Source organism: Terrirhizobium terrae (genome assembly GCF_030323265.1).
Taxonomy (GTDB): domain Bacteria; phylum Pseudomonadota; class Alphaproteobacteria; order Rhizobiales; family Rhizobiaceae; genus Neorhizobium.
In genome coordinates this window covers 3,011,147-3,038,107 of sequence record NZ_CP104992.1, presented here as the reverse complement: position 1 = coordinate 3,038,107, position 26,961 = coordinate 3,011,147, and the positions used below count along the sequence as shown (strand labels likewise).

The 26,961-nt window shown below is 61.2% G+C and carries 21 protein-coding genes, 4 pseudogenes and 1 other annotated feature; of the genes and pseudogenes, 11 read left to right on the top strand and 14 right to left on the bottom strand.

The features are described from left to right. Positions 1 to 10: 10 nt before the first annotated feature. From N7E02_RS22810 to N7E02_RS22800, 3 genes are all read right to left on the bottom strand, one after another. Positions 11 to 1,498, bottom strand: coding sequence for a SulP family inorganic anion transporter (locus tag N7E02_RS22810; RefSeq protein ID WP_286579870.1), 1,488 nt, complete (start codon positions 1,496 to 1,498; stop codon positions 11 to 13). A 70-nt stretch (positions 1,499 to 1,568) separates the two neighbouring features. After that, positions 1,569 to 1,626: a sequence feature (sul1 is cis-regulatory element that is thought to sense ions involved in sulfur or methionine metabolism; They are found in Alphaproteobacteria), on the bottom strand. A 144-nt stretch (positions 1,627 to 1,770) separates the two neighbouring features. After that, positions 1,771 to 2,091, bottom strand: coding sequence for a DUF1236 domain-containing protein (locus tag N7E02_RS22805; RefSeq protein ID WP_286579869.1), 321 nt, complete (start codon positions 2,089 to 2,091; stop codon positions 1,771 to 1,773). A 172-nt stretch (positions 2,092 to 2,263) separates the two neighbouring features. Beyond that, a complete protein-coding gene (locus N7E02_RS22800) occupies positions 2,264 to 4,159 on the bottom strand; it encodes a methyl-accepting chemotaxis protein (protein ID WP_286579868.1) in 1,896 nt (631 codons plus the stop codon). Positions 4,160 to 4,165: 6 nt separating this feature from the next. Between N7E02_RS22800 and N7E02_RS22795 the strand changes: the two genes are divergently transcribed. Beyond that, positions 4,166 to 4,414, top strand: coding sequence for a hypothetical protein (locus N7E02_RS22795; RefSeq protein WP_286579867.1), 249 nt, complete (start codon positions 4,166 to 4,168; stop codon positions 4,412 to 4,414). Between the two features lie 173 nt (positions 4,415 to 4,587). On the opposite strand, the gene aspS is transcribed toward N7E02_RS22795, so the two are convergent. Together aspS and N7E02_RS22785 are read right to left on the bottom strand one after the other, a co-directional pair. Next, positions 4,588 to 6,378, bottom strand: coding sequence for an aspartate--tRNA ligase (gene aspS / locus N7E02_RS22790; RefSeq protein ID WP_286579866.1), 1,791 nt, complete (start codon positions 6,376 to 6,378; stop codon positions 4,588 to 4,590). 171 nt (positions 6,379 to 6,549) lie between these two features. Then, complete coding sequence (locus N7E02_RS22785; protein WP_286579865.1) at positions 6,550 to 7,482, bottom strand: hypothetical protein; 933 nt, start codon at positions 7,480 to 7,482, stop codon at positions 6,550 to 6,552. A gap of 200 nt (positions 7,483 to 7,682) precedes the next feature. On the opposite strand from N7E02_RS22785, the gene N7E02_RS22780 reads away from it, so the two are divergent. The 3 genes from N7E02_RS22780 (at position 7,683) to N7E02_RS22770 (ending at position 11,153) form a co-directional block, all read left to right on the top strand. Beyond that, on the top strand, positions 7,683 to 8,921 hold the full coding sequence (locus N7E02_RS22780; protein WP_286579864.1) for an MFS transporter: 1,239 nt from the start codon (positions 7,683 to 7,685) through the stop codon (positions 8,919 to 8,921). Between the two features lie 81 nt (positions 8,922 to 9,002). Continuing rightward, on the top strand, positions 9,003 to 10,148 hold the full coding sequence (rnd, locus tag N7E02_RS22775) for a ribonuclease D (protein WP_286579863.1): 1,146 nt from the start codon (positions 9,003 to 9,005) through the stop codon (positions 10,146 to 10,148). A 24-nt stretch (positions 10,149 to 10,172) separates the two neighbouring features. Further along, positions 10,173 to 11,153 carry a DUF2891 domain-containing protein gene (locus N7E02_RS22770; RefSeq protein WP_286583991.1) on the top strand — a complete coding sequence of 327 codons (981 nt, stop codon included), beginning with the start codon at positions 10,173 to 10,175 and terminating at the stop codon, positions 11,151 to 11,153. Between the two features lie 10 nt (positions 11,154 to 11,163). Here the strand turns inward: N7E02_RS22770 and N7E02_RS22765 are convergent. After that, a pseudogene (locus N7E02_RS22765) lies at positions 11,164 to 11,346 on the bottom strand (DUF2000 family protein); the annotation flags it as partial. Between N7E02_RS22765 and N7E02_RS30125 the strand changes: the two are divergent. The 3 genes and pseudogenes from N7E02_RS30125 to N7E02_RS22755 form a co-directional block, all read left to right on the top strand. Beyond that, positions 11,347 to 11,436: pseudogene (locus tag N7E02_RS30125) on the top strand (AraC family transcriptional regulator); the annotation flags it as partial. Between the two features lie 189 nt (positions 11,437 to 11,625). Then, a pseudogene (locus tag N7E02_RS22760) lies at positions 11,626 to 12,956 on the top strand (esterase-like activity of phytase family protein). Positions 12,957 to 13,140: 184 nt separating this feature from the next. Further along, complete coding sequence (locus N7E02_RS22755; protein WP_286579862.1) at positions 13,141 to 13,584, top strand: SRPBCC family protein; 444 nt, start codon at positions 13,141 to 13,143, stop codon at positions 13,582 to 13,584. Positions 13,585 to 13,614: 30 nt separating this feature from the next. On the opposite strand, the gene N7E02_RS22750 is transcribed toward N7E02_RS22755, so the two are convergent. The 5 genes and pseudogenes from N7E02_RS22750 to N7E02_RS22730 all read right to left on the bottom strand — a co-directional run bounded on the left by N7E02_RS22750 (position 13,615) and on the right by N7E02_RS22730 (position 19,989). Next, a complete protein-coding gene (locus tag N7E02_RS22750; protein WP_286579861.1) occupies positions 13,615 to 14,205 on the bottom strand; it encodes an SMI1/KNR4 family protein in 591 nt (196 codons plus the stop codon). A 60-nt stretch (positions 14,206 to 14,265) separates the two neighbouring features. Beyond that, the gene (ppx, locus tag N7E02_RS22745) at positions 14,266 to 15,786 is read right to left on the bottom strand and encodes an exopolyphosphatase (protein WP_286579860.1); all 1,521 of its coding nucleotides are present in this window, start codon (positions 15,784 to 15,786) and stop codon (positions 14,266 to 14,268) included. Positions 15,787 to 15,805: 19 nt separating this feature from the next. Further along, a complete protein-coding gene (locus tag N7E02_RS22740; protein WP_286579859.1) occupies positions 15,806 to 18,010 on the bottom strand; it encodes an RNA degradosome polyphosphate kinase in 2,205 nt (734 codons plus the stop codon). A 19-nt stretch (positions 18,011 to 18,029) separates the two neighbouring features. Continuing rightward, positions 18,030 to 18,795: pseudogene (gene hdaA / locus N7E02_RS22735) on the bottom strand (DnaA regulatory inactivator HdaA). A gap of 6 nt (positions 18,796 to 18,801) precedes the next feature. Then, positions 18,802 to 19,989, bottom strand: coding sequence for an AI-2E family transporter (locus N7E02_RS22730; RefSeq protein WP_286579858.1), 1,188 nt, complete (start codon positions 19,987 to 19,989; stop codon positions 18,802 to 18,804). Positions 19,990 to 20,186: 197 nt separating this feature from the next. Between N7E02_RS22730 and purM the strand changes: the two genes are divergently transcribed. The 4 genes from purM (at position 20,187) to N7E02_RS22710 (ending at position 22,902) form a co-directional block, all read left to right on the top strand. Beyond that, a complete protein-coding gene (gene purM / locus N7E02_RS22725) occupies positions 20,187 to 21,260 on the top strand; it encodes a phosphoribosylformylglycinamidine cyclo-ligase (RefSeq protein WP_286579856.1) in 1,074 nt (357 codons plus the stop codon). 26 nt (positions 21,261 to 21,286) lie between these two features. Further along, positions 21,287 to 21,946, top strand: coding sequence for a phosphoribosylglycinamide formyltransferase (gene purN, locus N7E02_RS22720; RefSeq protein ID WP_286579855.1), 660 nt, complete (start codon positions 21,287 to 21,289; stop codon positions 21,944 to 21,946). Positions 21,947 to 22,024: 78 nt separating this feature from the next. Further along, the gene (locus tag N7E02_RS22715; RefSeq protein ID WP_286579854.1) at positions 22,025 to 22,387 is read left to right on the top strand and encodes an antitoxin Xre/MbcA/ParS toxin-binding domain-containing protein; all 363 of its coding nucleotides are present in this window, start codon (positions 22,025 to 22,027) and stop codon (positions 22,385 to 22,387) included. Beyond that, complete coding sequence (locus tag N7E02_RS22710; RefSeq protein WP_286579853.1) at positions 22,384 to 22,902, top strand: RES family NAD+ phosphorylase; 519 nt, start codon at positions 22,384 to 22,386, stop codon at positions 22,900 to 22,902. Before N7E02_RS22715 ends, N7E02_RS22710 begins: the two co-directional genes overlap by 4 nt. Before the next feature lie 11 nt (positions 22,903 to 22,913). Here the strand turns inward: N7E02_RS22710 and N7E02_RS22705 are convergent, their stop codons facing one another. From N7E02_RS22705 to N7E02_RS22695, 3 genes are all read right to left on the bottom strand, one after another. Next, a complete protein-coding gene (locus N7E02_RS22705; RefSeq protein ID WP_286579852.1) occupies positions 22,914 to 24,083 on the bottom strand; it encodes an alpha-D-ribose 1-methylphosphonate 5-triphosphate diphosphatase in 1,170 nt (389 codons plus the stop codon). Between the two features lie 112 nt (positions 24,084 to 24,195). Further along, complete coding sequence (locus tag N7E02_RS22700; protein WP_286579851.1) at positions 24,196 to 24,789, bottom strand: NUDIX domain-containing protein; 594 nt, start codon at positions 24,787 to 24,789, stop codon at positions 24,196 to 24,198. Beyond that, positions 24,786 to 26,948: a molybdopterin-containing oxidoreductase family protein gene (locus tag N7E02_RS22695; protein WP_286583990.1), complete on the bottom strand. Its 2,163-nt coding sequence runs from the start codon at positions 26,946 to 26,948 to the stop codon at positions 24,786 to 24,788. The genes N7E02_RS22700 and N7E02_RS22695 overlap by 4 nt, the downstream gene beginning before the upstream one ends. Between the last annotated feature and the right edge of the window lie 13 nt (positions 26,949 to 26,961).

Below are 26,961 nucleotides of genomic sequence, written 5' to 3'. Positions count from 1 at the left end.
GGCAAGACCGTCAGTGAGCCGACGAGGCAGCCAGGGAGGCGTGTTCCTTGTCGTGCAGGGCAAAACGGTCAATCATACTGGCACTCGCCTCGTTCGCCCCGTTCACCTCCACCTCAACGCCGCGGCGGCGGAATTTCAGGACGACCTGATCGAGTGCGCCAACTGCCGAGATATCCCAGAGATGGGCACGCGTAACGTCGATCAGCACGCGATCCAGCTTCTCCTCGAAATCGAAGGCCTGGAGCAGGCTATGGGTCGAGGCAAAGAACAGCTGCCCCTCGATCTCATAGCTGCGTGATTTTCCGTCGATGGAAAGCCTGGACGAGACCTTGAACATGCGTGCCACCTTGCCGGCGAAGAAGACACCCGAGAGCAGCACGCCGACGATAACGCCCTTGGACAGGTCGTGGGTGGCGAGAACGGTGGCAACTGTGGCGAGCATGACGATCGACGACGTTCCCGGATGACGCTTGAGATCGAGGATCGACTTCCACGAAAACGTGCCGATCGAGACCATGATCATGATTGCCACCAGCGCCGCGACGGGCACAATGCGCAGGATGTCATCGAGCACGAGCAGCAGGATGAGCAGGAATGCGCCGGCCACAAAGGTCGACAGCCGGCCGCGGCCGCCGGAAGACACGTTGATCACCGACTGGCCGATCATGGCGCAGCCGCCCATGCCGCCGAAAAGACCGGAAACGATATTGCCGGTCCCCTGCCCCACGCATTCGCGGCTCTTGCTGCTGGTCGTGTCGGTCATGTCGTCGACGATCTGTGCCGTCAGCAGCGATTCCAGCAGTCCGACGGCGGCGAGCGCCAGCGAATAGGGGAAGATGATCCGCAGCGTTTCGAATGTCAGAGGCACCTGCGGCAGGGCAAAGATCGGCAGTGCCGTCGGCATTTCGCCCAAATCGGCCACTGTCGGCACATGGATACCGAAGCTTAACGTGATGATCGTGATGACGATGATCGCGATCAGCGGTGACGGCACCGCCTTGGTGATGCGCGGGAAGAGATAGATGACGGCGAGCGCCACCGCGATCAGCGCATAGGTGACATTGGGCACATTGGTGAGCTGCGGCAGCTGCGCCATGAAGATCAGGATCGCCAGCGAATTGACGAAGCCGGTCATCACCGACTTCGAGACGAAGCGCATCAGCCGCCCGAGCTTCAGCATGCCGGCAATGATCTGGATAAGGCCCATCAGGAGGGTTGCGGCAAAGAGATATTCGATGCCGTGGTCGCGCACGAGCGGGCCCATAAGGACGGCGGTCGCGGCTGTGGCGGCGGAGATCATCGCGGGCCGGCCACCGGTGATCGCCGTGGTGCAGGCGATGGCGACGGAGGCGAACAGCCCCACTTTCGGATCGACACCGGCGATGATCGAAAAGCCGACGGCCTCGGGGATTAGGGCAAGGGCAACGACGATGCCCGACAGGACATCGCCACGGATGTTGGAAAACCACTCACGGCGGTAATTCGCAAAGCTGTTCATGGAAAATCGCACAAATTGACGCATCGCCGGAGGAGGAAATCCAGTGGGGAAAAATGCGGCTGATGCTTTGTGTTGTCCGGCGGATCGGCGGCCGGAAGAGCCACCCGGGGGTCTCACCCGAGTCCTTGTGATGCGCGAGCTATAGCGGGGAAAACCGAATCCCGCAACATGAAGGCAGTAATGGCACGGTTTCGGATCCACCACACAAACATATAAGGCCGGAACCGCTAAGCGGCCCCGGCCTTATTCAATACTTTCAGACCAAATTCAGTTTATTCGAGAACCTGGATCACGGTGTGGGTCTGCGGATCAACGATCACGCGACGCTCGTTGATGACTGTGTAGCCATACTGGTCATATCCCTCGACAGGGCGAACCTCGACCGTATCTGGCAGGACGCGACCGACGAGCACATCGCCTTCATAAGGCACGGATTCCACCGGCTGTTCCATCACATAGGTGCGGACTTCGCCTGGCATGACGACCGTCGAATTGGTTGTCACCGGATCCTGAGTGATCACGGTCGTCTGGGCGAACGCCACGCCGGAAAAGGCCATAAGAGCCGCAGAGGCGGCCAGCAGGTGCTTACGCATGTTGTTTCTCCCTTGCTTCTGCTGGCAGTAACAACACGGTCGGTCAAAGATGGTTCCGTCTTTTTACCCGCCTTAATTGTGGCATCAAATGCGGCAAACCTTAGAAATACATCCCGCATACACCAGCGGCTGCATCTTAGACATGCTAGAGGTCACGATCAGTCGGCGGCAGCTACGCGGCCCTGACGTGCCGAGCTTCATCGCTGTGGGACCGTGCCGTCGGCCGAGCGTGTTCCGACTGCAACTTGAACATGCCGACCAGCTCGCGCAGGCGCCGCGCCTCTTCCATCAACAATGCACTCGCTGCATTGTTCTCCTCAACCATCGCGGCATTCTGCTGGGTACCCTGGTCGAGCAGATTGACGGCGCTGTTGATCTCGCCGAGGCCGACCGACTGTTCGCGGGCCGAAAGCGCGATCGCTTCCACCTGGCCGTTGATGGCCTCGACGCGGCTGCCGATTTCGGTCAGCGCATCACCGGTTTCGCGCACGGAACGCACGCCGTCCTTCACTTCCTGACCGGACACATGGATCAACTGCTTGATCTCACGCGCCGCATCGGCGGAGCGGCCGGCAAGCGCACGCACTTCCTGAGCGACGACGGCAAAGCCGCGGCCTGCCTCCCCTGCGCGTGCCGCCTCGACGCCGGCGTTGAGGGCGAGCAGGTTGGTCTGGAAAGCGATCTCATCGATGACGCCGATAATTCCGGATATCTTCTCTGACGATCCCTCGATACGGCGCATGGCATCCAAGGCCTTGCCGACGAGCGCACGCGTGTGGACTGCGGCGCCATTGGCATCACTGGCAAGATGATGGGCCTCCTGAGATCGCTTGGAGGAATTGGCGACATTGGCCGTGATCTGCTCAAGCGCTGCAGCAGTTTCCTCCAGCGAAGCGGCCTGCTGCTCGGTGCGGCGGGAAAGATCGTCGGCGCTGCCGGCGATTTCCTGGCTGCCGCCCTGGATCGAATTGCTGGCCTGGGCGATCGACGCCATGACATCGGCCAGCCGCGCGACCGTCTGGTTGAGGTCACTACGCAGGACCTCGAAGTCAGGGGCGAAAGGCTCGGTCAGTTCGAAAGCGAGATCACCGGCAGCAAGACGGCGCAGGCCCTCGGCGAGACCTTCGGTCGCCTGCATCAGCCGTTGGCGGGCGTCCGCCTCGGCCTGACGCTGCAGGCGCAGGCGCTCGCCTTCGGCATTGGCACGCGCTTCGGCCGCTTCTTCCTCGAGACGCCTATTGGCGATGGCAGCCTGGCGAAACGTATCGAGGGCACCAGCCATGGCACCGAATTCGTTGCGACAGTTCAGCGAGGGAATGGTGATGTCCGTCTGGCCATCCGCAAGTTCGCGCATGGCACCGGTCATGGCAACGACCGGACGTGTGATCGAGCGGCCGATCAGCCAGACACCGGCAGCGAGCGCCGCCATGGCAGCGACGACGAGACCGGCGGCAATCATCAAGTTACGCTCGGCGACGCGTGCGTTCTCGGCCAAAGTCGCGGCACGCTGTGTCTCATAAGCATTGCTGACGGCCGCGACCTGCGGCTCCAGGGCCTGATAGGCTGCGGAAACGGCCTGTTCCGACGCCGCCTCCTTGAGGCTGCCCTCGGCATAGAGCTTGAAGGCCATGCGATAGACTTCCAACGCGTCCGTGACGCGGCTGCGCTGTGCGCCGGGGCGAAACGCCTGCTTGACGAGTGCGGTAAAGACCTCGGCTTCCGCCGAATGCTTTTCGAGATAGGAAGGGTCGCGGCGAAGGATAAAGTCCTTCTCATGTCGACGCATCATCAGCATGCTGGCGCGAATGTCGATCTGTTCGACCGACTGGAGCCGTTCCTCGATGGAATGGACGGCCGAGCGCATGGCGCCCTCAAGACCGTTGTTCTGATCAAGACCGAGATTCTGATTATCTGCGACCAGCGTCGCGAAGGCCGCCTCGTATGTCGTCAGACCGCTGCTCAACTGGTCCAGCTGACCGGCAAGATCGGTGTCGGCAGACGTCTTCAAGCCTTCGAGACTAGCGCGCACGCCCGTGATGGCGGCCTGAAACTTTTCAGTTGCGGCCATGTCTTTGTGCAGAAGAAAATATTGTTCCCAGAGCAGTGTGTCACGCACGCCAGCAGACATCTGGGCAACTTCGATCTGGCTCCGGGTCAGCGCTTCCGCCGTCGCCCGGTAACCTGCCTCGACCTGCCTTTGCGCCAGAAAGATCGCAGCGATCGTGATGATCCCGGCAAGAGCAAGGATTGCAAGGAGGAGAACACGGTGGGAGATCCGAAGATCTCGAAAAGAAAGCCAAGAGAGCAGTCCCGGGTAGGTTGAATTTTTCCGGATAAGTGCCCGCAAAGACTTAAATAAGGATCAAACCGAACACGAAATTTCGGTGACAGTTTCGTGACGCCCGATGCAATTCCAAATTGCACAGCCATGCAAAACGGCGACCCGAGGGTCGCCGTCGAAATGTTCCAGAACCTCGCGTTGAAAAGGACCGAAAATCAGTCCTTCTTCACCGGCGGGATCGGGCGGATCGCCAGTTCGCGAAGTTGCGTCGGGGTGGCTTCCGACGGTGCGCCCATCAGAAGGTCCTGTGCCTGCTGGTTCATCGGGAACAGCGTGATTTCGCGCAGGTTCTTTGCACCGGTCAGCAGCATGACGACACGGTCGACGCCCGCTGCCATGCCACCATGCGGAGGTGCACCGTACTGGAAGGCGCGGTAGAGGCCGCCGAAGCGGTCTTCCACGTCCTGCTGGGAAAGGCCAACCATTTCGAAGGCCTTGACCATGACTTCCGGCAGCTGGTTACGGATCGAGCCCGAAGCGATTTCGAAGCCGTTGCAGACCATATCGTACTGGTAGGCCTTGATCGTCAGCGGGTCCTGGCCTTCGAGGGCTTCAAGACCGCCCTGCGGCATCGAAAACGGGTTGTGGGCGAAATCGATCTTCTTTTCGTCTTCGTTGTATTCGAAGAACGGGAAGTCGACGATCCAGCACAGCGCGAACTGGTCCTTGTTAGCGAGACCGAGTTCGTCGGCAGCGCGGTTACGGGCTTCGCCTGCGAACTTGTAGAACTTTTCCGGTTCGCCGGCGACGAAGAAGCAGGCATCGCCCGCTTCGAGGCCGAGCTGCACGCGGAGTGCTTCGGTGCGCTCTTCGCCGATGTTCTTGGCGAGCGGACCCGAACCTGCAACCTTACCCTCTTCTTCCTTCCAGAAGATGTAGCCGAGGCCCGGCTGGCCCTGTTGCTGAGCCCAGGCGTTCATGCGGTCGCAGAATGCGCGGCTACCACCGGTCTTGGCCGGGATCGCCCATACTTCGACCTTCGGGTTCGACGCGATCATGCCGGCGAACACCTTGAAGCCGGAACCGGCAAAGTGCTCGGTGACGGCCTGCATTTCGATCGGGTTGCGCAGGTCCGGCTTGTCGGAACCATACTTGCGGATCGCGACGTCATACGGGATGCGCGGGAATTCCTTGGTGACCGGCTTGCCTTCGGCGAACTCTTCGAAGATGCCGCGCATGACCGGCTCCATCGTTTCCCAAACTTCTTCCTGGGTAACGAAGCTCATTTCGAGGTCGAGCTGGTAGAATTCGCCCGGCAGGCGGTCGGCACGCGGGTCTTCATCGCGGAAGCACGGTGCGATCTGGAAATAACGGTCGAAACCGGCGACCATCATCAGCTGCTTATACTGCTGCGGTGCCTGCGGCAGGGCGAAGAACTTGCCGGGATGGATACGCGACGGCACGAGGAAGTCGCGCGCGCCTTCCGGCGAGGACGCGGTCAGGATCGGCGTCGAATACTCGGTGAAACCACCGGCGGTCATTTCGCGGCGCATGGCGGCGATGATCTGGGTGCGCTTGACAATGTTCTTGTGCAGCGTCTCGCGACGCAGGTCGAGGAAGCGATACTTCAGGCGCACGTCTTCCGGATATTCCGGCTCGCCGAAGACCGGCAGCGGCAATTCCTTGGCAGCCGAGAGAACTTCGATTTCCTTGGCGTAGAGTTCGATTTCGCCGGTCGCCATGTTCTTGTTGACGGTGTCTTCCGAACGCGCCTTGACGGTACCGTCGATGCGGATGACCCATTCGCCACGGACGACTTCGGCGGTCTTGAAGGCCGGGCTGTCCGGGTCGCAGACGACCTGGGTCATGCCGTAATGGTCACGCAGGTCGACGAACAGGACGCCGCCATGATCTCGCACGCGATGGACCCAGCCGGAAATGCGTACATTGGAGCCGACATCCGACTTGCGGAGGGCTGCACAGGTGTGGCTGCGGTAACGATGCATGTCTTTTATCCTGGACTGATGCTTTTGAACGGCATTTCGAGCGCACGAAGCAGCCCGGCCGATATCATGGAAAATCGGCGCGAAAAGCGCATGGGTGGTCCGATTTGTCAAGGCTTTGACGGGCTATCGAGGCATGAAGACCACCGAAACCCCACGAGACGGCATGACCGACTAATCGAACCGGTGGAAATAGGCATGCACCTTGGCCTCATGCCCGGACGTCATTCCGCCGCCGAAGCCGAAAGCCTGGAGGCAACCTTCCGGCAGTCGAACCGGCGCGAGATAACTGGCGACCGCCCGATACGCGCTGATGTCTTCATCCGCCTCGACGTCACCCCAAATCGGAACTTCCCCTGCCGTCACGCTGAGGACTCGTTCTGATTTTTCCATAGTGACACCAGATCCGGATGGCAGTTGCTTCGGAGCGGGAAGACGGGCCCAGAATTCAGCCCCCACCAGCGTTCGCCAGCCGATGTCGGCGACGCCCGGCAACTCGCCGGCCTTCCACCGATAGGCAGAACCTTCGGTCCGAATGCCATCGTAGATCATATCCGGGGAGATCTCGATCGCGGCCCTATAGCGTTCGACTTTGCCGCCGAGCAGGAAATTCAAGCTGCTGTTATGGTGGGGCAGGAAAAAGCCCATGCCCATCACGCCGGTGATGACCGGTGCATTCAGAAGCTCGGCCGTTACGAAATCCGCGAACTCGACGATGGAGCTAGCGTCCTCGGGAAGCGCGATGTCGAGAAAATGGAAGTAACTGCGCTGTTCCACGCCGAAGAACGGGATGCCGGGATGCCCGAATTCCTCAAGCGCGTAGCCATAGCGCCGAATACCCTCGCTATATTCCGTTGCCTCCCGCAGGAAGAATTCTCGGCCTTCCTCCAGCAGTTTCGCGTTCGCTTTCCGGATCTTTCCGCGATGGCCGGGGAAATTGTAGGAGACGTCGCCGGCGCCCTTGCCATGGAGTTCCTCGAACTTCTGGTAGATTCGGCCAAGAATATCCCGGGCGGGCGCGGCATGTATGTCGCCGTCGATGATGGCAAGGATGCGGAAAGCGGGAACAGCAGACGGCGTCCCCTCCCATAATATCATTTCCGTCATTCAAATTTCCTGTCGCAATAGATCTGAATACCGGCTTTGACCTATGGCGGCTGTCGTCTACGGCAAGCCCGTTCGCCACGCATTTGACACTGCTCAAGGTCGCCTCTGCGATCGCATTTTTGCGGTTTTAACCCTGTCGCCCTGCAACCTGCTGAGCTAGAGATTGGTCGACATCACGCGCAGCGATTCCCCTGGCAGCCATGAACCATATCAAGCCACTCGTGCCCCTTCTCGTCACCGCCGGCATCCTGATCGGCGGCAACGGCCTGCAGGGCACCTACATTGCACTGCGCGGCACGGCGGAAGGATTTTCGCCCTCGGTGATCGGCATGATCGGCGCGGGCTACAGCATCGGCTTTGCGATCGGCTGCATCTATGTCGGCCGGCTTCTGCGCTCAATCGGGCATATCCGCGTGTTCGCGGCGATGGCGGCGATTACCGCGGCTGCCTCGCTTGCCATGTCGATGTTCGTCGATGCCGCCTTCTGGCTCGCCATGCGCTTCATCATCGGACTTGCAGTCGCATGCCTGTTCGCGACGGTGGAAAGCTGGATCAATGCCAAGGTCACCAACGAGAACCGGGCGCGCACGCTGTCGGTCTATCGCTTCGTCGATCTCGGCTCGGTGACCATTGCGCAATACATGATCCCGACCTTCGGTATCGACGGGCCGGTGATCTTCAATATCATCGTCTTCGCGCTGATCCTGTCGCTCGTGCCGATTTCGCTCGCCGATAAATCGAGCCCCACGGCACCGGAGGCGATCGCCTTCGATCTCAAGGCCGTCTGGCGCATCTCGCCGCTCGCCGTCGTCGGCGTCGTGGCGGTCGGGCTCTCCATGGCCGCCTTCCGCAATATCGGGCCGATCTATGCCGCCGAACTCGGCATGAGCATCACCTCGATCGCTACCTTCATGAGCGCCGGCATCATCGGCGGAGTAGTGCTGCAATACCCGCTCGGCCTCTATTCCGACAAGCTCGACCGGCGGCGCGTCATCCTGTGGGCAACGGCGGGATCGATCCTCACCGGGGCCTATCTCTCCTTCGGAGCCGGGACCAGCGAGACTGCCAATATCATCGCCGTCTTCCTATTCGGCGCCTTTTCCATGCCGCTCTATTCGCTCTGCTCGGCCCACGGAAACGATCATGCCGGCCCCGGCCAATATGCGCTGATCGCGGCGGGACTGCTGTTCTTCTGGTCGGTCGGTGCAACGATCGGGCCGTTGCTCGCCGCAACTCTGCTCGAGCATTACGGACCGCGGGCCTTCTTCGCCTATACCTCGTTCATCTTCATCGGGTTCTTTATCTTCACGCTGCGACGCATGGGTGTCCGCCCGCCGGTGCCGCCATCCGAGCGTCATTCGCGTTTCCGGGCGCTGCTGCGGACCTCCGCCTATTTCAACCGCCTTGCCGAACCGCCGAAGAAGGATGGCCGGGAGTAAGCCGTGCGGAATCCCCTTCGCGCTATTGACTCGACGGGCCTAAAGCGAAAGGAAGGTTGATCACCTACCGCGAACGGACCAATGATCGACACAACCGCAGCCCTCGAGAAAGCCTGCGCCGAACTGGCTCAGTCAGACTTCATCACCATCGATACGGAATTCCTCCGCGAGACGACGTTCTGGCCGGAACTCTGCCTCATCCAGATGGCAAGTCCCACGGTTGAAGTGCTGGTCGATCCGCTGGCAAAAGGGCTGGACCTGAAGCCCTTCTTCGAGCTGATGGCGAACCCCGCCGTGGTGAAGGTATTCCATGCCGCACGGCAGGATATCGAGATCATCCACCATCTCGGCAATCTCGTGCCGCATCCGATCTTCGACACGCAGGTCGCCGCCATGGTTTGCGGCTTCGGCGACAGCGTCTCCTATGACCAGCTCGTCAACCGCATCAAGAACGTCCATATCGACAAGTCTTCGCGCTTCACCGACTGGAGCCGCCGTCCCCTGTCCGAAAAGCAGCTCGAATACGCGCTGGCTGACGTCACCCATCTGCGCGACGTCTACCAGCATCTGAAGACCGAGCTGGAGCGCGAAGGCCGTGCCCTGTGGCTGACCGAGGAAATGGCGATCCTGGAAAACCCGGGCACCTACGACCTGCATCCGGACGATGCCTGGCAGCGCCTCAAGGCCCGCCTGCGCAAGCCGACGGAACTGGCGATCCTCAAATTCGTCGCCGCCTGGCGCGAACGGGAGGCTCGCAGCCGCAACGTGCCGCGCTCGCGCGTGCTGAAGGACGATGCAATCTACGAGATCGCCCAGCAGCAGCCGAAGGATACGGAAGCGCTCGGCCGGCTGCGCACCATCCCGAAGGGCTGGGAGCGTTCGTCCTCAGGTGCCGCGATCGTAGAAGCCGTCAATGCGGCGCTCGCCCTGCCCAAGGCCGACATGCCGCATCCGCCCAAGCACAGCCATGTTCCGGAAGGCACGGCCGCAGCTGTCGAACTGCTCAAGGTGCTTTTGAAGCTCATCTCCGACAAGCAGGGCGTCGCCGCCAAGGTGATCGCTAATACGGACGATCTCGAAAAGATCGCGGCAGAAGGCGAGAACGCGACAGTTGCGGCGCTCTCCGGCTGGCGCCGCGAGCTGTTCGGCGATACGGCGCTGAAGCTGATCGAAGGCGGCGTCGCGCTGCGCTTCGTCAACAAGAAGGTCGAGGCGGTCGAACTCTAAGATGCGCCCTTCCTCACCTCCGACATTGCCCAGAGCTTCGCGACAATCGCACTCGGGCATGTCAGGCGGGAATATCCCAACAAGCCGGGCAACGTGCTTGCCGGGCTAGAGGACCCAAAAACGCCGAGCGGGCTCTACCCGATCTTCTACGGCAGTTTCGACTGGCATTCCTGCGTCCACGGCTACTGGATGCTTGCCCATATGCTGCGCAGGTTCCCAGACCTTCCGGCAGCGGATCAGATCCGGGCGCTCTTCGACACGATGCTGGTGCCGGACAAGGTGGCTGGCGAATGCGCAACGATGAACGCGCCGATGATGCGCGGCTTCGAGCGGCCCTATGGCTGGGGATGGCTCCTGAAGCTCGCAGCCGAGCTGGAAGACCTGGAAGATGGCCGTTGGGCCGAGGCGCTTCGCCCACTGACCGAGATCTTCGTCCACCGTTTTCGCGATTTCCTGCCGATCGCCACCTATCCCGTCCGCGTCGGCACCCATTTCAACACGGCCTTCGCGCTGCGCTTGGCGGCAGACTATGCCGAAACAGTTGGTGACAGCACGTTCGGTGAATTGCTTCAGGAAACGGCTCTGCGCTGGTACGGCAAGGACGAAGCCTGCCCGGCCTGGGGCGAACCTTCCGGCGACGATTTTCTTTCCTCGGCCCTGATCGAGGCGGAATGCATGCGCCGGCTGATGCCGGAAACGGATTTCTTGCCGTGGTTCGACGCATTCCTGCCGGAGATCACGCGCCTGAAGCCCGCAACGCTTTTCGCCCCGGCCTCCGTCGCTGATCGTACCGACGGCAAGATTGCCCATCTCGACGGGTTGAACCTGTCACGCGCCTGGTGCTGGCGGTCTCTTGCCAAGGCATTGTCGGACAGCGACCCGCGCAGGGCGATTATGGAAAAGGCGGCCGACGAACACCTGGCGAGCGGCCTCGCCCATGTCGCCGGCGACTATATGGGCGAGCACTGGCTTGCCAGTTTCGCGACGGTTGCCCTGGAGGCCTGAATCCCGGCGATCAAGTGTGCATTTTCGCGCCCTTGGTGATCTTGTCGACCATCTTCCTGTCGGCCCGTAGTGCAATCCCGACGAGACGTGCGTCTTCCAGGCCGAATTGCGAAAACACCTCTCGATTGGCGGCATCATGCCCTGTCGCAAACATTTCCTCGATATAGGCCGAGGTGACGACATCGCGGTCGAGCGTTTTGCCGACCAGGCACATTTCACCCGACATTTCCGTCGCGCATTCGGGATGACACCCGGCCGCTGGATGGCACTTCGGCGAAGTTAGCAGCCCGTTTCGCACAGCTGTTCACCATGCAACGAGCCTTGTAATATTTCTGTCTTCAAATCTTCATTCAGCCGTCGCCATTCCATCACCTGTCCGTCATGCAGGCCTCCTATCGACGTCGCGTGTTTCAAGCGACATTGAAAGGTGTTTCATGACCAAAACCTTTTCTCTTCCGTTGCGCTCGCCGCGATCATCGCTGCCTCCGCATTTTCCGGCCAGGCTCTGGCGGATGACAAGGAATTCCCGGCGAAGCTCGCAGGCCAGGCCATTCTTCCGGCCAACACCGTGACCCCCGCTCCGGCTGATGCTCCGGATTTCCTAAAGACCTCCGGCAAGTTCACCACCCCGGACCGCAAGCGCACCGAAAAGCTCGGCACCGTCGACGGCAAGGACGGCGCTCGCATCACCGACGTGAAGCTGCCGCTCGACGGCCAGCCGATCCAGGGTTTTTCCGGCATCAAGGCCATGGCCGACGGCACGTTCTGGACGCTGTCCGACAACGGCTTCGGCTCCAAGGCCAATTCGTCCGACGCCATGCTATTCCTGCACCAGGTGAAGTTCGACTGGGCGACCAACGAGGTCGAAGTCGTCAAGAACATCTTCCTTTCGGACCCGAACAAGATCGCTCCTTCCCGATCGCCATGGAAGGCACTGAGAAGCGCTATCTGACGGGCGCCGACTTCGATATCGAGTCGATCCAGCCGGTCGGCGACGGTTTCTGGCTCGGCGAAGAATTCGGTCCCTACCTGATGAAGGTCGATGCGCTCGGCCAGCTGACAGACGTCGTCGCAACCACGGTAGACGGCAAGCCGGTCACCTCGCCCGACAATCCGACGATTTCCATGCCCGGCAACCCGACAGCAAAAATGCCGGTCTTCAATCTGAAGCGCTCCGGCGGCTTTGAAGGCATGGCCATGTCGAAGGACGGCACGAAGCTCTACGGCCTGCTCGAAGGCCCGCTTTATGTCGACGGTCAGGTCGAACAGGCTGATGGCAAGACCGCCATCCGCGTCATCGAGTTCGACATCGCCTCCAAGAAGTGGACGGGCCGTTCGTGGCTCTATCCGTTCGCAGACAAGGGCGTCGCGATCGGCGACTTCAACATGCTGGACGAGACGACCGCCCTCGTGATCGAGCGCGACAACGGCGCCGGCTCCAAGGACAAGGCCTGCGCCGATCCGAAGCAGCCGAAGCCGGATTGCTTCGAGGCCCCTGCCGAACTGAAGCGGGTCTACAAGATCGAGTTCAACGACGCCAATGTCGGCAAGGCCGTCCGCAAGATCGGTTATATCGACCTTCTCAATATCCAGGACCCGGATAACAAGAAGAAGGCCGGCTCCAAGGATGGCGTTTACGACATGCCCTTCGTGACGATCGAAAACGTCGACCAGATCGACGCGACGCACCTGATCATCGGCAACGACAACAACCTGCCCTTCTCGGCCGGCCGCGCCGTCGACAAGGCAGACGACAACGAATTCAGCCTGATCGAAGCCGGCGAATTCCTGTCGGCCAAGTAAGATAAATCACGCGACATGAGGAGACGCGGTCAGCACCTGCCGGCCGCGTTTCTCGTTTTCGCGGTCTGCTCCGGCCCGACGCCCGACAGATCCATAATTTCGATCGAAATAAATCCGTGACTGTCGGAACGTGCAACGCTCGTTCGTCCTTGGGACATCAAATGACAATCGGAGGAGATCGACCATGCCAAGCACGATCAAACTGCACCGCGTCCTCGCCACCAGCCCCGATAAGGTCTACCGCGCCTACGTCGAGGCCGATGCGCTTGCCAAATGGCTTCCGCCGAACGGCTTTGCCTGCACCGTCCACTCTTTCGAACCATCGGTTGGAGGCAAGTTCCGGATGTCGTTCCGCAATTTCACGACAAGCGAGCAACATGCTTTCGGCGGCGAGTTTCTCGAACTCCAGCCAGGTGAGCGCATCCGATATACTGACCGTTTCGACGATCCGAACCTGCCGGGCGAAATGGAAGTAACGGTTATCCTGAAGGAGGTATCGGTTGGCACCGATATGGAAATCACCCAGGCCGGCATCCCCGACCTCATTCCGGCGGAAGCCTGCTATCTCGGCTGGCAGGAATCGCTGCGCAATCTGGCTAGGCTGGTTGAGCCGAATATCGAAGAGTAGCGCTGCAGGGCACGCTGCCGCGACATAAGCTCAAATGAAACGTGCGTATTTCGCGATCAGGTCGCAAACGTCGCTTGCGATTGGTGAGTAGTAGCCGGCCTCGACGAGATAATCGACGGCCTCGTCCGTGGACTTGTTCGCGATGCCGGCTTCCCTGAATCCGCTGAAAAGCTCACCATCCGTATACATGATGTGGCCGTCGTAACGCCCACCGGAGATCTCCACCAGGGTGCAAAAATCTCCGCCCAGGCCGATTACGTGAGCGAATGGCGTGAAGTCGTAGTCGTGGAAATCCATTTTCGGCGCGAGCTTTTCCAGATCATAATAGGGATGACCGTTACCGATACCGAAAAGGGTGTTGATGTCGGACAGGACGAACCGGTCGCGCCTGTCATCGTCCACAACGGTCTGGTCCCCTTCCGGCGAGAGATCGTAGTCCAGGCCGTTTTCCCGCATCAGGAAGCTTCGATACCTGTCTGAAAAATGGATGCCGTAGCGTTCTTCGAAAGCTGAAAGACGGGCGGCATCCGCAGCGCCGTAACGTCTGTTGACAGAACTGGAGGTGGCAAATTTGGAGAGCGCATCCGGCCGTCGAAATGGAATGACGTTGTCGCTACTCATACACTTGCCTTCATTTTGGATCCGGTCCCCGGACCCGGAGTTATCTACAAGGGCGCTATCCTATTCGAACCTGAAAGCCAGGCGCTTGCCAGTGAGTTTTGCCAGTTGCTGCAGTCGGCCATCGAGCCTCTCGCCCGCAAAATTGCGATAGGCATGGGGCACGACGAATTCGAGATCGAGATCGGGCGACATGGACTGCCGGAACGTCAGGTGATTGACCAGACCGGGCATCGATGCCGAGAAAAGGTAGACGACGCGCAGCAGCCCGCCAAGTAGCTTAGCCAAATCCAGCAATCGCTGGGTGGTGATCTTGGCAAGCGGGTCGGTCGCACCGTTATCTGCCAAACCTTCAAAGCGATAGTAATTCGCCAGCGCCAGATAGGCGCGGCCGGGATGGGTGATGCCGACAAAGGACGAATGGGCAATGACGTTCAGCGCCTGAGCGCCGCGATAGTCGGGGTGCGCGCGCCAGCTGATATCGGCAACGAGGCAGGCAGCCTGTCGGTAGCGGCTCTCTTCTTCCGTCTCTGTGATACCGAAGAAGGGCACCATGCGGCCGGTCCAGTCCGCCAGTTCGCGCGCGTGCTCGGGCGAGCGGGCGCGCAGGATCGCCAACTGATCGGCAGCGACGAGCAGCGGGTCAGATGTGCGCTCATCCTCGGGAAGCAGCGAATAGAGATAACCTTCGCGCACGCCCTGCGCCGAGAAAGTGATGCGGGCCGGTTTCATTACCGTCAGTACTTCCTGCATGGCGATGGCACCAAAGGGAAGAAGCGCGCGGCGGCTCTTGGAAACCGCCTGCCAGGCACCATCCTTGGAATCCTTGGCCGCAATGACTTCCTCGAGGAACTTCTGCATCTCTTCGAGAGACAGCTCGTATTCCTGCATCATGTGCAGCGGGTATTTGGTGATTTCCATGTGCAGCTTGGCGATGTTTCGCCAGGTGCCGCCAACGGCGTAGAAGGTACGTCCCTCACCCTTCTCCAGGAAGCGGGCGGTGTTTACCTGCTTGCGCGCGAAGCTGCGGGCTTTTGTAAGCGAATTGCCGGAGGATTCCGACAGTCTGAGGCCGCCGAGCGGCAACGTGATGCCGCGACCGAACTCGTGTCCCTTGATGTCAATCAGTTCCAGCGAACCACCACCAAGGTCACCCGCGATGCCGTCCACGTCGTGGAAGCCGCTGATGACGCCGAGCGCGGAATAATGCGCTTCCTGCTCGCCGGACAGAACCTGGATTTCCTGGCCGAGGATTTCCTCCGCCTTGCGGATGAAATCCGGACCATTGCTCGCCTCGCGGGCGGCGGCCGTCGCCAGGACGTAGATATGCGTGGCACGGGCCTGATCTGACAGAGCCTTGAAACGCTTCAGCGCCTCGAGCGCGCGCGCGACACCCTCGTCATCCATGCGGCCGTTAGAGCCGAGGCCCTTGCCCAGGCCGCAAAGAACCTTTTCGTTGAAAAGGACCGTCGGCGCACGGGTGAGACCTTCGTAGATGACGACTCGAACGGAATTCGATCCGATGTCGATGACGGAAACAGGGGCGATGCCGGGCAGCCGCCCCTGGGCTTCAGATCGTACCATACTGCCTATTCTTGCCTGACTACTTCTTGCGGCCTGACATCACGCCTGCAATCAGTTTCGGTGCACTCGACTTCAAGGCTTCGCCCCGGCCGGAAAGGCTCGGATTGGTCATGAAATAGTGCTGGGCGTTGAATGGTTCCTCACCCTGCCGCACCTCCATGCGCCTTGACGTCCCGTCGGGCAGTATCTCGTAGCTCTGCTGGTTGTCAATCAGATTGCCGAGCATAATCTGTGATAGAACCTGTTCATGCACGGTCGGGTTGAGCAGCGGTACCAGCGTTTCGACGCGGCGATCGAGGTTGCGCGGCATCATGTCGGCCGAGCCGATATAGACGAGCGCCTTGTCGGACGGCAGGCCCTGGCCGTTGCCGAAGCAGAAGATTCGGCTGTGTTCCAGGAAGCGGCCAACGATCGACTTGACCCGGATATTGTCGGAAAGACCCGCCACCTGCGGGCGCAAGCAGCAGATGCCGCGGATGACCAGATCGACTTCGACACCGGCATTGCTCGCGCGATAAAGCGCGTCGATAATTTCCGGATCGACGAGCGAGTTCATCTTCATCCAGATCGCCGCCGGTCGCCCAGCCTTGGCGTGGGCGATCTCTTCCTCGATGTGGCGGAGAATGCGCGGGCGCAGCGTATAGGGCGAGACGGCAAGCTTCATGCTTTCCTTCGGCTCGCCATAGCCGGTGATGAAGTTGAAGATGTTCGCCATGTCATGGGCGATCTTCGGATTGCAGGTGAAGAAGGACAGGTCGGTGTAGATCTTCGCGGTGATCGGGTGGTAGTTGCCGGTGCCGAGATGGCAATAGGTACGCAACTTGCCGTCTTCGCGGCGCACGACCATGGACATCTTCGCGTGGGTCTTCAGTTCGATGAAGCCGAAAACGACCTGTACGCCGGCACGCTCCAGGTCGCGTGCCCAGCGAATATTCGCTTCTTCGTCGAAGCGCGCCTTGAGCTCGACCAGTGCGGTGACCGACTTGCCGGCTTCCGCGGCATCGATCAGGGCTCGGACGATGGGGCTGTCGTTGGAGGTTCTGTAGAGGGTCTGCTTGATGGCGAGGACGTCGGGGTCGCGCGCCGCCTGCAGAAGAAACTGCACAACAACGTCGAAGCTCTCGTAAGGATGGTGGACCACCATGTCCTTTTCGCGGATGGCGGCGAGGCAGTCTCCAGCGTGTTCGCGGACGCGTTCGGGAAATCGGGCATTGTAGCTTTCAAAGCGCAGGTCTTCACGCGGCGCCTTGGTGATTTCCGACATGGTGTTGAGTGCGAGCAGTCCGGGCAGAACCGCCACGCGGTTTTCCGGCACTCCGAGTTCCTGCACCACAAACTGGCGCAGCGACGCGGGCATTTCACTGTCGGTCTCGATGCGGATGACCTTGCCGCGGCGGCGGCGCTTCAGCGCGGTTTCGAAGAAACGAACCAGGTCTTCGGCTTCTTCTTCTACTTCCAGATCGCTGTCGCGAATGATGCGGAACGTGCCGGCACCCCTGACCTCATAGCCAGGGAACAGCCGATCCGTGAACATGCCGACCACATCTTCGAGCGTGATGTAGCGGATCGTAGTCCCATCGTCCGGCAGGCGTACGAAGCGGTCGAGTGTCGTTGGCAGGCGCAGCAGGCCGGTCATCGGCTCCTTGCCGTGCAGGCTGTGCAGCTGCAGGCCCATGGTGAAGCCGAGGTTCGGAATGAACGGGAACGGGTGCGCCGGATCGATGGCAAGCGGCGTCAGAACGGGGAAGAGGTCTTCTTCGAAATCGGTCGCCAGCCAGGCGCGATCGTCAGCCGACAGCGCGCCGGGGCGGACGATAAGGATATCTTCCTGCGCCAGATACTGCTGCAGGACCGCAAGAGACGCCTGCTGCTCCATCTGCAGATTGTCGATTTCCTGCAGGATGGAATCGAGCTGCTCGGCCGGCGTCTTGCCGTCGGGGCTGCGCACGACGATGTTCTGGCGGACCTGGCCTTCTAGACCGGCAACGCGCACCATGAAGAATTCGTCGAGGTTGGCGGCAGAAATGGACAGGAACCGAACGCGCTCCAGCAGCGGGTGCGCGGTATTCAGGGTCTCTTCCAGAACGCGCCGATTGAACTGCAGCCAGGAAAATTCGCGGTTGATGAAGCGCTCGGGGCTCGCAAGCTGTTCCTCGAAGCTCGGGACCGTCTCCACTTCCTTGATTTCCGGCTTATTTTCCTGCGGTTCGGCGATCTGGTCCATGGGTCCGTCCTCTTATCCTCTATGCCTTGCGGCGGTATAACTTTTTGACGACGGAACTGTGACAGTCAATCTCCTCGCCGGCACCGCCATCGACTTGCCCGAGGCTTTCCAGAACCTCGGCAGCCAGGTTGCGATTGATACGCACGCCGCGCGCCAGCGCCAGTCTGTCGAGCTGGTCAACAACGTTCTGCGCCGTCTCCAGCGACCGTTCCATCCGGTTGACGATATAGCCGACAATCTTGTCATCGATATTAAGCTGTCGGTCGGCAAACAGTTTTACGATCACCTGGGCCAGAAGCTCTTCATCGGGCTCGCCGATTTCCACCACCGTGGCGGCCTTCAGCCGGGATTTCAGATCCGGCAGCGCGACCTGCCAGGAAGCCGGCCAGAGGCGCGACGTTATCAGCAGCGTGTGGCCATGCTGACGCACCGCATTGATGACGTGGAAGAGCTCGGTTTCGTCGAAGCCGCGGCGATCAGCGTCCTCGAACAGCACCGGGCCGTCCGCGGCGATGGCGGAAACATTCGAGCCGGCGACGGGATGAATTTCGGCGGCGCTCTGCCCGCTCGCCCCAGATGTGGGCGAGATGGGATTTGCCGGAGCCGACGGGCCCCGCCAGGATGACGACCGGCGACGGCCAGTTCGGCCACTCGTCGACGACGGAGACGGCGGCGGCCAGTCTGGCGGACACCATGAGGTCATCGCGGCCGCGGGCAGCGTCATGGGTAAAATGCAGCGGCAATTGCTCGCCCTTGCGCCGCGGGCGTTCGTTCGTATCGGTCATTCGTTCTTAGGGGCGCTCGTTCTCAGGTGCGCTCTTGGGGGCCTCGATCTGCTGCTGCACGCTGCCCGTGGTTTCCACGGCATGCGGCTCAGCCTCCTCCCACGGAAGATCGACGGATCGTCCATAGTAGATATCGCTGTCAAGATACCGCGACAGGGCGAAGCGGACAAGCACGCCCACCATGGCTGCAGCCGGCACCGCAATCAGAAGACCGACGAAGCCAAACAGGGCGCCGAAGGCAAACAAGGCGAACATCAGCCAGACCGGATGCAGGCCGACGCTCTGGCCGACCAGCTTTGGTTGCAGGATATTGCCCTCGATGAACTGACCCGAGAAGAACACGGCAGCGACGGCGATGATCCAGGGAAAGTCCGGCCAGAACTGTACGAGCGCGACACCGATCGCCATCACCAGGCCGATCAGCGAGCCGATATAGGGGATGAAGGAGATCATGCCGGCAACGAAGCCGATCAGCAGGCCGAAGTTCAGGCCGACCAGCGACAGGCCGACCGCATAATAGATGCCGAGGATGAGGCAGAGCGAGCCCTGCCCGCGGATGAAGCCGGCAACCGAGCGGTCCATCTCGCGCGCCAGTTCACGCACGACCTGGACCTGATCACGCGGAACCCAGCTGTCGACCTTGGAGACCATGCGGTCCCAGTCGAGCAGGATGTAGAAGGCGACGACCGGGGTGACGACCAGCAGCGACATGACGTCGACGATCGCCTTGCCCGAATTCCAGATCTGCCCGAGCAGCGAACCGATGAAGCCGGCGCCCTGGCTCAGGACCTGGGAGAAATTCTCCTTCACGGTCTCGATCTGGGACGAAATCCAGGGCGGCAGGAAGGAGGTCTGCGGGCTCGAGATGATCTGCTGCAACTCAGTGATATAGCCCGGCAGCGCTGCGGCGAACTGGGTGAACTGGCTGATGATGATCGGAATGACCAGCATCAACGCCAGCGCGAATATAGTGACGAAGCATACGAGGATGACGATCGTCGCCATGGTGCGGCTCAAGCCGCGGCGCTCCAGCCAGTCGGCGACGGGATCGAGGAAATAGGCGAGCGCCATGCCGGCGACGAAGGGCAGCAGGATCGACGAGAAGAACCAGAGAAACAGGATGAAGCCGATAAGGACGCCGATCCAGAACAGGATGTGGCGCCTCAGGCTGGCACCACTGACGTGATATGGCATGTCTGCTCCTTCTTCGTGTCGGCTGCCGTACATGGGGCATATGAGCGGCTTGGCGGGCGAGGTCAAGTTCACGTCTGCGTTTGCCGCAAGACCTGTGAAATACCTGCAAATCCAGCCGGAACGCTTGCATATCCGGGCAGGTCATGCAATTGGCGGCAGCTTATAGTTCCCCATTGGATCCGGACTGGAGATGGATGATGAGCGAGGCGGGCAAGAACGGTCTCACCTATAGCGATGCAGGCGTCGATATCGATGCGGGCAACCTGATGGTCGAGAAGATCAAGCCGGCGGTGCGCTCGACCCGTCGCCCCGGTGCGGACGGAGAGATCGGCGGCTTTGGCGGCCTGTTCGACCTGAAGGCGGCCGGTTTCAACGATCCGATCCTGGTTGCCGCCAATGACGGCGTCGGCACCAAGCTGAAGATCGCGATCGACGCTGACTTCCACGACACGGTCGGCATCGACCTCGTCGCCATGTGCGTCAACGACCTCGTCGTGCAGGGTGCCGAGCCGCTGCTCTTCCTCGACTATTACGCCACCGGCAAGCTCGATCCTGACCAGGGCGCTGCGATCGTCAAGGGCATCGCGGCGGGCTGCGTCGAATCCGGCTGCGCGCTGATCGGCGGCGAGACGGCCGAAATGCCGGGCATGTATTCCGATGGCGATTATGACCTCGCGGGCTTTGCGGTCGGCGCTGCCGAGCGCGGCCAGCTTCTGCCGGCCGGCGATATCGCTCCCGGCGACGTCATCCTCGGCCTCACGTCTTCAGGCGTTCATTCCAACGGTTTTTCGCTGGTGCGCAAGATTGTTTCGCTGTCCGGCCTCGATTGGGATGCCCCTGCCCCGTTCGCGGACGGCAAAAAGCTCGGCGAAGCGCTGCTGACCCCGACCCGTATCTACGTAAAGCCGCTGTTGAAGGCGATCCGCGAGACGCATGCACTGAAGGCACTCGCCCACATCACCGGCGGCGGTTTTCCGGAAAACATTCCGCGTGTCCTGCCGAAGACGCTGTCGGCAGAAATCGAGCTCGGCAATATTCCCGTCCCGGCCGTCTTCTCCTGGCTGGCCAAGACCGGAGGCGTTGAGCCGAAGGAAATGCTGCGCACATTCAACTGCGGCGTGGGCATGATCGTCGTCGTTTCGGCTGAGAACGCCCAGGCGGTGACCGACGTTCTGGCGGCCGAAGGCGAAACCGTCGTGCAACTCGGCCGCATGGTCGAACGCCCCGAAGGCGGTGCAGGCGTGATCTACAAGGGTAACCTCGGCCTCTGAATTTTGGCCTCGTGAGGATTAAGACCATGAATTCGGTCAAGAGACGCGTCGCGGTCTTCATCTCCGGCGGCGGTTCCAACATGCTGTCTCTGGCCGATGCCTGCGAGGCTGCGGACTTTCCGGCCGAGATCGTCGCCGTCATCTCCGACAAGCCGACTGCCGGTGGCATCGCCAAGGCTGAAGCGCGCGGCATCAAGACCTTCGTCTTCGAGCGCAAGGCCTATGCCGACAAGGCCGAGCACGAGGCCGCGATCCTCGCCGCCCTCGACGAGATCAAGCCGGACATCATCTGCCTAGCCGGTTACATGCGCCTGATCTCCGGCGAATTCATCAGCCGTTATGAGGGCCGGATGCTCAATATCCACCCTTCGCTATTGCCGCTCTTCCCCGGCCTGCACACGCACCAGCGCGCCATCGACGCCGGCATGAAGATTGCCGGCTGCAGCGCGCATTTCGTCACCGAAGGCATGGACGAAGGACCGATCGTCGCCCAGGCCGCCGTGCCCGTCATCGCAGGCGACACCGCCGATACGCTGGCCACGCGGGTGCTGACTGTCGAACACAAGCTCTACCCACTGGCGCTGAAGCTGCTGGCCGAGGGCAAGGTGAAAATGGATGGCGGCAAGGCGATCCTGGAGGGCGTACCTGCAAAGGACGACACCAAGCTTATCTCGCCCGCGCTCTGACCGCGAAGCCAAAGACTCGACAAAGTCACTCTCAAGGCATATTTTTGTACGCAGATAACGTACAAAAAGGCCGCCGCCATGAACAAGCATGCCATAGCACGCGACTTCAAGGAAACGCCCTCGATCGATATCGAGGCCGTATCGGTTCGGCTCGGCATGTCGAGGCGTGAGCTCGCCGAGACGGCGGGACTGTCGGCCAACAGCCTGCAGCGCAAGGAACGGGCGCAGGCGCCTGCGGTCGTCGCACGTATCGGCGAAATGGCGGAAATCATTCACCGCGTCACCGATTGGGCGGGTAGCGAAAGGCAAGCACTTGCCTGGTATCGGGCCGAACCTTTGCCGGCCTTCGGCGACCGAACGGCCGAAAGCCTGGTCAAGAGCGGGAAAGCTGCCGCCTTGCGGGATTATCTCGATCATCTGGCGCTCGGCGGCTTCGCTTGAAATTCCAGGGCGTCTGTTATCGCGCCCATGATCCGCGCTGGGCCATGAGCCCGCTCTCGGGTGACGGCGCAGCCATCCGCGGCGCCCGCTTCAATCCGAAAGGCGTTCCTACGCTCTATCTTTCTACTTCCGTTGAGGGAGCGATCAGCGAAGCCAGTCAGGGCTTCGGTCACAAGATCCACCCGCTGACAATCTGCTCCTACGAGGTCGATTGCGAAGACATAGCCGATCTCACCGACGAGACCGCACGGCAAAAACTCGGCATCCCTCTGGAGACGATGGGAGCGGCCTGGGCGAGCGACCTGTCCGAAGGCAAGCGTCCTGCCTCCTGGTCGATCCATGACATGCTCAGGAAGTCGTGGGCTGGTGTCCTTGTACCCTCATTCGCATACAGGGCCGCGCCTTCGATCCGCAATCTGGTCCTCTGGAATTGGGCGGCAGACCTGCCGCACAAGGTCGACGTCATCGACCCGATGGGCAGGCTGCCGAAAAACCAGAAGTCCTGGGAGGACTGAGAGCCCCGGCCTTAAGCCGCCATCGCCCGAAGCGGATGCAGCGTGCCGTCGCTGTAGACGAAGCGGCCGTCGCGGAAGGTGGCGCGGATGCGGTGGACATCGCCGGGCTCGATGACGACGAGGTCGGCCCGCTGGCCGATCGCGATCTCGCCGCGATCGATGATGCCAGCCGAGCGGGCTGCATTCGACGTCGCCATGGCAACCGCCGCCGGCAGGCCGCCGGATACGACATCCGCCAGCTTGAACAGTGCCGGCACGAAGGCGGCCGGGTGGTAGTCGGCAGCGATGGTCGTCAGCAGGCCGGCGCGGGCAGCGTCCAGCGCGCTCAGATTGCCCGACATAGAACCGCCGCGCAGGGCGTTCGGTGCGCCCATCAGCGTCGTCAGGCCGCGGCGGATGGCTTCGTCGGCAGCGGCCATCGTCACCGGGAACTCGCTGATCGTGACGCCAAGTTCCTGCATCTCGATGACCTTCTCGATGCTGTCGTCGTCATGGGACGCCAGCGAGAGGCCGTGCTTCTGCGACAGCGCAACAATTTCCTTCAGGCGCGTCTCGATATCCGGGTTCTTGCGCATCTCGATACGCTTGCGGATCATCTCCTGCGCCGTCTCCACCGAGATCGAGCGCCGTTCGGACATACTGAGCACATAGGCTTCGATATTGTTGTACTGCCCCTGACCCGGCGTGTGGTCGGTCAGAGACACCATGTCGATCTCGCCGGCTTCGAGAAGCCGCTCCAGTGTCTCGGACGCCCCTACGTTGGTGATTTCATAGCGGGCATGGACGCGATGGTCGATCAAGAGGCCGTTGCGCAGGCGATTGAGGCCCTCGATCACCGCCGAGGTCGTCGCCAGCGAGCGCACATGGCCATAGACGCTTTCGGTCGCGAAGGACACGGCAGCGTAGGCGGTGGTCACGCCGTGGGCGGCAAGCTTCTTGTCGAGTTCATGGATGCCGAAATCGATCGGCATGTCGGCATTGGGGCGCGGCGCGATCTCGCGCTCGATCATGTCGCCATGCAGGTCGACGAAGCCCGGCATCAGCAGCCGGCCTTCACCGTCTATGACGGCACCGGCGACCGGTTCGTCACGGATTTCGGCGATGACGCCGTCCTCGATCCTGACGGATCCGTTTTCGATCACCTGGTCCGGCAGAACGAGGTTGAAATTGCCGATCCACATGATCTTCTCCTTGGCGCTTGTCTGAATTCCGAACGGAAGCCGATAGGCGGGTTTCGTGACACTCATGTGAAAGCGGCTGTGCATGCCTTCACGGTAATTACTCGCCAGTCAGTTACCCGCCGAGGCTGGCGCGATTGATCGCTGCCCATTGCAGCAGCATGATGGTCTTGGCATCGATGATTTCGCCGCTGTCGATCATCGCGATCGCATCGTCCAACGGCACTTCCATGACCACGATATCCTCATGCTCCTCGGGCAGCCCTCCGCCTTCGTTCACGCGGTCCGAAAGGTCGATCGACGCGTGGAAGAAATGCACGATCTCGGTTACCGAGCCGGGCGACATCATGGCCTTGAACAGGAAATGCGCATCCTTGATGCGGTATCCCGTCTCCTCGACCGCCTCGCGACGGATCGCCTCTTCGGGATGGTCTCCGTCGAGAAGTCCTGCGGGGACCTCGATCATGAAGGATTGCTCGCCGATCAGGTGGGCCGGCAGGCGAAGCTGTTTGACCAGCACCACGACGTCCCGCTTCGGATCGTGCAGAAGAATGCAGGCGGCAGGCGTGCGGTGAAAGATCTCACGCTTTAAACGATGCGTAGCGCCATTCCGGTCCGTATAGTCCAACTCGATTTCCGACAGGCGCGTCCAGCCCTCCGACAGCGTCTTCTCGCTGACGATCTTCACCCGGTCATTGCTGTCGGTCATGCGGCATCCGTGGAAGCGTCAGACGAAGCTTCCTTGCGAAGCCATACCTTGTTGTCATGGACGGCAGCACCACCGAAGGGCGCAACGGGATCGGCGCCGGTCAGGACATTAATGCCCTCACCGTCCAGATGCGCGTCGTTCGGCCATAGCCCCTCGGCAATCAGCACACCCGGCTTGGCGCCCGGTACCAGTTTCGCATGCAGTCGGATCTCGCCGCGGCGGTTGCCAAGGCGGACAATATCGCCATCGACAATGCCGAGCCGTTCCGCATCCGAGGGCTCGATCATAACCTCCGGACGGCCTTCCTTCTGCACCGAGCTCTTCGTCTCCGCGAAGCTCGAATTAAGGAAGCTGCGCGATGGCGACGTCGCGAGACGGAACGGATGGTCGGCATCCGCCGTCTCGATCACCGCCACATGATCCGGAAAGCGCGGCAGTTCGGCATGGGGACCGAGGGGGCCGACGCTTGCCGGCGTGCGGTCCGGCGACGGGCCGTTCACCCAGTCGGGCGAGAAGCGGAACTTGCCGTCCGGATAACCGAAGCCCTTGATGTAATGGGCGGTGTCGAAATCCGGCTGGGCATCGATCCACTTATTGGCCTTCAAGTCATCGTAGCTGCCCCAGCCGCTATCGCTCAGGATGCGGTCGATGTGGCTGCGCTCGTCGTGCCCGAAACCGGCGAAATGATCGACGCCGAGGCGCTTGGCCAGTTCCTCGATGACGAAGAGATTGGTGCGCACGGTCGATGGCGGCTCGACGAGCTTCGGCCCGAGCAGGATGTGTTGCTGGCCGCCGGCGCGGTAGAGATCGTCATGCTCGAGGAACATGGTGGCCGGCAGCACGATATCGGCGACCTTGGCGGTATCGGTCATGAACTGCTCGTGGACGGCGACAAACAGGTCGTCGCGGAGGAAACCTTCACGGACGAGGCGCTGTTCCGGCGCGATGTTCATCGGGTTGGTGTTCTGGATCAGCACGGCGGTGACCGGCCCGCGATGGCGCAGCGCTTCGGCGTCACCGGTCAGCACGCGGCCGATCTGCGACTGGTCGAGCATGCGGATCTCCGGATCCATATAGGCCGTGCCCATCAGCTCGGCCTTGTTCAGCCGGAAAATCTCGCCGTTGTTGTGGAAGGCGCCGCCGCCCTCATATTGCCAGGAGCCGAGCACGGTCGCGACGGAGAGCGCCGCATGCATCGCCGCCGTGCCGTTGCGCTGGCGGGAAAAACCGTATCCGAGACGGAAGAAGGTCTTCTTCGTCGTGCCGATGAGTTTGGCGAAGGCCTCGATCTCCTCGACCGAAAGGCCGGTGATGGCAGACGCCCATTCCGGCGTGCGGGTGGCGAGATGCGCTTCCAGCCCGGCCGGATCGTCGGCATATTTGGCCATGTAGCCGCGATCGGCATAACCGTCGCGGAACGCGATGTGCATGACGGCGCAGGCAAGCGCTGCATCGGTGCCGGGACGCAGAACGATCTTCACGTCGGCCTGTTTCATGGTCGGGTTGTCGTAGATGTCGATGACGACGATCTTGGCGCCGCGTTCCTTGCGGGCCTTCACCGCATGGGTCATCACGTTGACCTGGGTGGCGACCGCATTGGTGCCCCAGATGACAACGCAATCGGATTTCGCCATCTCACGCGGATCGGGACCACGGAGCGCGCCCGTGCCCATCACATAACCGGTCCAGGCCATGTTGGTGCAGATCGTGCCCATGAAGCCGGAATATTTCTTCGCATGCCGCAGCCGCTCGATCGAGTCGCGCTGTACCTGCCCCATCGTGCCGGCATAAAAATAGGGCCAGACGGCTTCCGATCCATGCTTGGCTTCCGCCTTGACGAAGGCGTCGGCGATCTCGTCGAGGGCCGCTTCCCAGGAGACTTCCTGCCAGCTGCCCTCACCCTTGGCACCCTTGCGGCGCTGCGGCACCATCAAACGGCCTGGATGGTAGATGCGCTCGGAATAGCGTGCGACCTTGGCGCAGATCACGCCGGCCGTATACGTATTGTCGGACGAGCCCCGGACACGGCCGATCCTGCCGTCCTCCGTCAGATCGACATCCAGCGCGCAGGCACTCGGACAGTCGTGCGGACAGACAGTATGGCCGACGGAATTGTGGCCTGATTTTACGGGGGCGGTGATCGGGGTCGCAATGTTCATGGCTTTTGTATAT

Bases quoted from the DNA above. Each gene is read 5' to 3' on its own strand.
- N7E02_RS22810 (WP_286579870.1), bottom strand. From the start codon at position 1,498: ATGAACAGCTTTGCGAATTACCGCCGTGAGTGGTTTTCCAACATCCGT.
- N7E02_RS22695 (WP_286583990.1), bottom strand. From the start codon at position 26,948: ATGAACATTGCGACCCCGATCACCGCCCCCGTAAAATCAGGCCACAAT.
- purN (WP_286579855.1), top strand. From the start codon at position 21,287: ATGAATTCGGTCAAGAGACGCGTCGCGGTCTTCATCTCCGGCGGCGGT.
- N7E02_RS22740 (WP_286579859.1), bottom strand. From the start codon at position 18,010: ATGGACCAGATCGCCGAACCGCAGGAAAATAAGCCGGAAATCAAGGAA.
- N7E02_RS22780 (WP_286579864.1), top strand. From the start codon at position 7,683: ATGAACCATATCAAGCCACTCGTGCCCCTTCTCGTCACCGCCGGCATC.
- rnd (WP_286579863.1), top strand. From the start codon at position 9,003: ATGATCGACACAACCGCAGCCCTCGAGAAAGCCTGCGCCGAACTGGCT.
- N7E02_RS22805 (WP_286579869.1), bottom strand. From the start codon at position 2,091: ATGCGTAAGCACCTGCTGGCCGCCTCTGCGGCTCTTATGGCCTTTTCC.
- N7E02_RS22730 (WP_286579858.1), bottom strand. From the start codon at position 19,989: ATGCCATATCACGTCAGTGGTGCCAGCCTGAGGCGCCACATCCTGTTC.
- purM (WP_286579856.1), top strand. From the start codon at position 20,187: ATGAGCGAGGCGGGCAAGAACGGTCTCACCTATAGCGATGCAGGCGTC.
- N7E02_RS22755 (WP_286579862.1), top strand. From the start codon at position 13,141: ATGCCAAGCACGATCAAACTGCACCGCGTCCTCGCCACCAGCCCCGAT.
- ppx (WP_286579860.1), bottom strand. From the start codon at position 15,786: ATGGTACGATCTGAAGCCCAGGGGCGGCTGCCCGGCATCGCCCCTGTT.
- N7E02_RS22750 (WP_286579861.1), bottom strand. From the start codon at position 14,205: ATGAGTAGCGACAACGTCATTCCATTTCGACGGCCGGATGCGCTCTCC.
- N7E02_RS22705 (WP_286579852.1), bottom strand. From the start codon at position 24,083: ATGTGGATCGGCAATTTCAACCTCGTTCTGCCGGACCAGGTGATCGAA.
- N7E02_RS22800 (WP_286579868.1), bottom strand. From the start codon at position 4,159: ATGGCCGCAACTGAAAAGTTTCAGGCCGCCATCACGGGCGTGCGCGCT.
- N7E02_RS22700 (WP_286579851.1), bottom strand. From the start codon at position 24,789: ATGACCGACAGCAATGACCGGGTGAAGATCGTCAGCGAGAAGACGCTG.
- aspS (WP_286579866.1), bottom strand. From the start codon at position 6,378: ATGCATCGTTACCGCAGCCACACCTGTGCAGCCCTCCGCAAGTCGGAT.
- N7E02_RS22715 (WP_286579854.1), top strand. From the start codon at position 22,025: ATGAACAAGCATGCCATAGCACGCGACTTCAAGGAAACGCCCTCGATC.
- N7E02_RS22785 (WP_286579865.1), bottom strand. From the start codon at position 7,482: ATGACGGAAATGATATTATGGGAGGGGACGCCGTCTGCTGTTCCCGCT.